This window comes from Geminicoccus flavidas (assembly GCF_009806515.1).
Taxonomy (GTDB): domain Bacteria; phylum Pseudomonadota; class Alphaproteobacteria; order Geminicoccales; family Geminicoccaceae; genus Geminicoccus; species Geminicoccus flavidus.
This window is the reverse complement of the sequence record NZ_WUJP01000449.1, coordinates 1-3,319: the sequence shown is the minus strand read 5'-3', so window position 1 is coordinate 3,319 and position 3,319 is coordinate 1. Positions and strand designations below refer to the sequence as shown.

The window sequence follows — 3,319 nt, the reverse complement described above, 5'->3', positions numbered from 1 at the left end:
CCCCCTCCGGCCGTGAACGCCAGACGGGGCCGTCCCTCATGGGCCATGCAGTGGGCTTTGGCGAGATTGCAAGTGGTAACGAAGGCCAGGACGCGGGCCTGGAGTGGACTGCACCGCGTTTGAACCGGACAGGATTGCTAGCTGATAAGGCATCGGCATACGCCTATGGACAAGGACGATGGCTTCCGATCCGAACGGTCCTCCGCCGCGTATCGAGGTGGTCACTGCCGTCCAGCGACGGCGCCTGTTCTCGACCGCTCAGAAAATACGCCTAGTCGAGGAGAGCATGCAGCCCGGCATGAGCGTGTCGCAGGTCGCGCGCCAAGCCGACACCTCACCGAGCATGCTGTTCAACTGGCGACGCCGGATGCTGGAAGGTGGCTTCCAAGCTGTGCAGGCCGATGAGCCCGTGGTCGGGCAGACTCAGGTACGGGATCTTGAGAAGCGCGTGCGTGAGCTGGAACGCCTACTGGGCCGCAAGACCCTGGGGTGGAGATTCGCAAAGAGGTCCTTGAGGTGGCACGGGCAAAGAAACCGATCTCGCTGTTGCCGAACAGGTAGCAGGAGCCGTGGGTGAGGTTCACGAAGTTCATGAGGCTCAGCACAGGGACAGGCCGAGCCCGTAGAGCATCAGCAGCACCGAGAATGCCACCGCGTTCAGGGTCTGGATGAGATAGAATCCCAGGGGGTGTCTGCCCGCCGGTCCCGGATCCTGCACGGCGGGGAAGGTGTGATCACTCTGTTCAGCGGCAGCCCGTCCGGCCCCGCCACCAACTCGTTCACATAGATGTCGAGCACCGCCTGGTTGTTGCGCGGATCGAAGTGCATTGGCCCGATCACCGTCTCGATCGGGTGCTCCAGCAAGACCTGGCGGAAGCGCTTCTCCGGTCGGACGGGGCGCCCACCACCGCCTCCAGCCCCGTCCGGATCACCTGGCCGGTGGCATAGCCGGCCGTGCTGTCCTCGCCGTGCAGCCGGCCGCGTGCGGCGATAGGCCTCGACGAAGCCGTGGACTGCCGGGACCACGTCCTCCTGGTCGAACAGGGCACCCGGGCCGATCAGCTTCACCAGGTCCTGGAACTGGTAGTTCCTGCATCTGCTGCAGGAAGCGCACCGCGTCCGCACCGGCGAAGAAGGCGTAGATGGAGCTCGACTGCTCGGCTGCGAGCGTGATCAGGATCGGCGAGGAGTCGGTGGTGCCGAGCGGCGTCCAGAGCCAGGTTCCGACAGTGCCGCTCTGTTCCTCGGAGGTCTGGGCGAAGTCGCCGTATATTGGCGGCCGGCGGCATAGTCGCACCCACGGTGAGCCCACCGTCCTTGGCGATGTTCGGGAAGGTCCAGAGTGCCCTAGTGTGTCCGAGCATCCAGCTGGTCTTGGTCGGCCGGAACACGAGCGGGCACGCCGCCTCGTGGGCAGCGCGTTGGTCGGGGCGTTGCTGATGAAGGCTGGCAGCCCCGCCTCGGTGACCACGTCGCGGATCACGAGCGCCGCGCCGGCGCTGATTACCCCGCCCACCACGTCGATCCCGTCCTGAGCGATCAGCTTTTGGACCTTGCGCAGCCGTTCCTCCGGCTTGCGCCGTCATCCTCGACCAGGAGCTCGCCCGGCCGCACACTCGTCTGGCGGTCCGCGTCCGCGATCAGCAGCTCCAGCCCCGCGCGCATGCTCTCGCCCAGCGAGGTGAAGGGGGCGGATAGGGGATGAGCAGGCCGATGCGCAAGGGGATCAATTGGGCCACCGCCGGCGCGGTGCCATGCGCCGTGAGCGCGGCACCGTGCCTGGGAGAACTCCGCGCCGCGTCAGGAGGTTGGGACGCACGATATAGCTCCTCAAGCATGATTCTCGGTTGTCTTGCGCGGATCCTGCTCACCACGAACTGCAGCGTGGGCTATACTCGTGCTGTTGCGTCTCACCAAGGCCGAGCTTGCCCGGCTCCACCGGTCACGCGCTGGCCTTCTTCCGTTAACGATCTTGTAACACTAGCCTGCTAAGACCATGTTCATGAGCATGAATCGTAAACCATCCGTACTGCACCAACTCCGCCATGAGTGGCCCTATGCGGCCGACAAGACTTCGCTGGTGCGCAGCCAGCTCGACCAGCGTGACCCGATCGATCGGATCGAGGAAGAGGAGGTCGGCCAGTTGCTCAAGAAGCTGACCGACCAGGGCCCCGAGCTCCGCCCCGCCATCGCCGCCGCACTTAGCGGCCATCGTTGGCGTCATGTCGCGGAAACCATCAGCCGATCCAACTGAATCGCTGGCGTCGGCCTGCCCTGCCCCGGTCTGCCGCGCCTGATCCTCCCGTGTGACGACCGGTCGTGGCGCTTCCTGCGCTCGATACGCAGGTGCTCGTGGCCGGCAGCCGGCGATGGCAGCCGCGGGAATGACGACAGGCCGGGTGCCGACCGGAGCTGGAACCTCCCCAGGCAGTGTCTCGGTGCCTGTGCGTCCGGCAATGCGGAGCCGCCCTGTCGCGCGGCAATCGTGCGCCGGATCAGCAGCCAGGATCGACGTCCTGCCGCCATCATGATCGGCAAGGGGCTCACCTTGAGCGATCGAGCCGCCGTGCCTCGACCATGACCAGACAGGCGGGATGCTCGCCGGGTCTCTCGGCGTGAACGCGGACGGGCGCCGCGAGGTGACCGGCATCGCCACCGGCGCCTTGGGAAGCCGAGCCGTTCTGGAAGGCCTTCCTGCGCTCCTTGGCCGACCGGGGCCTGCGTGGCGTGACGCTCGTCGTCGCCCACGACCCTGAGGGGCTGCGGACGGCCGCCGCGAAGGTGGGAGGCCAGAGCCCAGGACCACCACCGCAGCCGAGGTTGCCACCCATCCGCCGCCGGCTGGTCGAGCTGTTCCGCCGCATATGGATCTGTTGCTCACATTGTGGTGCTGAAGTCGGGCCTGTCCTACCGAACAGAGTGCCCAGGTGGTGCCAGGCGGGCGCATCCAGACCGACCGCGACCAGGAGTTCTTTGTGTATGAGGTGCAGGACCGTCTGCGTGACCGATGCGTCAAGTTCCGTCTGATGATCTGGCCCGCTCGTCGCACCTGAACGGTGAGGCAGGAAGAGGCAAGCGCACGGCACTGAGAAGTTCTGGCTAACCATTCACCTCGCCGGCACGGACCTCGCCGGCCGCGAGGCTTCGGCTCCTCGGCCGGGGATATGATGGGGCGAAAAGGACGAAGGGCCGAAAGCGCTATGGGCTGGTCGACGCCACGGGGCTGCTCCTGCTCGTCTGTGTTCATGCAGCCGATCTGCACGACCGTGTCGGAGGTCAGCGGATGATCGAAGCTGAACCAGCCATCGTGACGTCCCAG

The 3,319-nt window shown here is 66.1% G+C and carries 2 protein-coding genes and 2 pseudogenes; 3 read left to right on the top strand and 1 reads right to left on the bottom strand.

Annotated features, from left to right (window positions below):
• Positions 1 to 178 precede the first annotated feature (178 nt).
• Positions 179 to 534, top strand: a pseudogene (locus EQG76_RS12625) (transposase); the annotation flags it as partial.
• Between the two features lie 123 nt (positions 535 to 657).
• Here the strand turns inward: EQG76_RS12625 and EQG76_RS31695 are convergent.
• Positions 658 to 1,068 carry a hypothetical protein gene (locus EQG76_RS31695; protein ID WP_200840771.1) on the bottom strand — a complete coding sequence of 137 codons (411 nt, stop codon included), beginning with the start codon at positions 1,066 to 1,068 and terminating at the stop codon, positions 658 to 660.
• Between the two features lie 934 nt (positions 1,069 to 2,002).
• Between EQG76_RS31695 and EQG76_RS12615 the strand changes: the two genes are divergently transcribed.
• Together EQG76_RS12615 and EQG76_RS12610 are read left to right on the top strand one after the other, a co-directional pair.
• Complete coding sequence (locus EQG76_RS12615; protein ID WP_159713826.1) at positions 2,003 to 2,254, top strand: hypothetical protein; 252 nt, start codon at positions 2,003 to 2,005, stop codon at positions 2,252 to 2,254.
• A gap of 352 nt (positions 2,255 to 2,606) precedes the next feature.
• Positions 2,607 to 2,784: pseudogene (locus tag EQG76_RS12610) on the top strand (transposase); the annotation flags it as partial.
• Between the last annotated feature and the right edge of the window lie 535 nt (positions 2,785 to 3,319).